The following is a 1106-nucleotide window of genomic DNA, read 5'->3' on the forward strand; positions in this document are numbered from 1 at the left end:
CGTGCTGGCGCAGTGTGCGGTGGATGTGGGTGTGCGGGTTGGTGGGGTGTCGGTGTTGTCGTCGGTGGAGGCGGCGGCGTCGGTGATCTCGGATGTGACGGCGGTGGGGTTGTTGCCGTTGGGTCCGGGTGTGGGGTGTTCGTCGGTGCTGCCGGTGTTGTTCGGTGAGGCGGTGGCCGCGTTCGGGGATGCGGTGGCGGTCTCGTCGGATGAGGGTGCGGTGGTGTCGTTCGCTCGGTTGGGGGAGCGGGTGTTCGGGTCCGCGGGGGTGTTGGCGTCGATGGGGGTGTCGGCCGAGTCGCGGGTGGTGGTGTTGTTGCCGCGGTCGGTGGAGTCGGTGGTGGCGTCGTGGGCGGTGGTGTGTGCCGGTGGCGCGTTCGTTCCGGTGGATGTGGGGTATCCGCTCGAGCGGGTGGAGTTCATGGTCTCCGATGCCGATCCGGTGGTTGTGGTGACGTCTTCGGTTGTGGCGGAGCGTTTTTCGTCGGTGTTGTCGGCGTCGGGGGCGTTGGTGGTGTTGGTGGATTCGCCGCAGTGGTCGCAGGCGTCGGGGTCGGGGTTGCCGGCGGCGGGGTTGTCGGTGGTGCCGGGGTCGGCGGCGTATGTGATCTATACGTCGGGGTCGACGGGGCGGCCGAAGGGGATCGTGGTGTCGCACGAGGCGATCGTGAATCTGGTGCGGTGGCGGCAGTCGGAGTTCCCGGTGGGGGTCGGTGAGGTGGTGTTGCAGAAGACGTCGCCGAGTTTCGATCCGGCGGTGCCGGAGGTGTTGTGGCCGGTGCTGGTGGGGGCGCGGTGCGAGTTGATCCGTGAGGGTGGTGAGCGGGATCTGGAGTATCTGGGTCGGCGGATCGTGGATTCGGGTGCGGTGTTCGTGGAGTTGGTGCCGACGGTGATGGCGGCGATGGTGGAGTCGGGGGTGTCGCTGGCGGGGTCGCGGTTGCGGTATCTGTCGGCCGGGGGTGAGGAGTTGACCTGGTCGGTGGTCGATCGGGTGTCGGCGTTGTGGTCGGTGCCGGTGTGGAACACCTATGGTCCGGCGGAGGCGGCGGTGGAGGTGACGTCGTGGCGGGCCGATCGTGGGGTGGATGCCGGTGAGGTCCGGT

General features: G+C 68.5%; 1 protein-coding gene. It reads left to right on the forward strand.

Annotation, left to right across the window (positions count from 1 at the left end):
• The coding region (locus ACN675_RS29185; RefSeq protein ID WP_420754120.1) for an AMP-binding protein at positions 1 to 1106 on the forward strand (1106 nt) is incomplete at both ends.

The organism is Rhodococcus sp. O3, from assembly GCF_048897285.1.
Lineage (GTDB): Bacteria > Actinomycetota > Actinomycetes > Mycobacteriales > Mycobacteriaceae > Rhodococcus.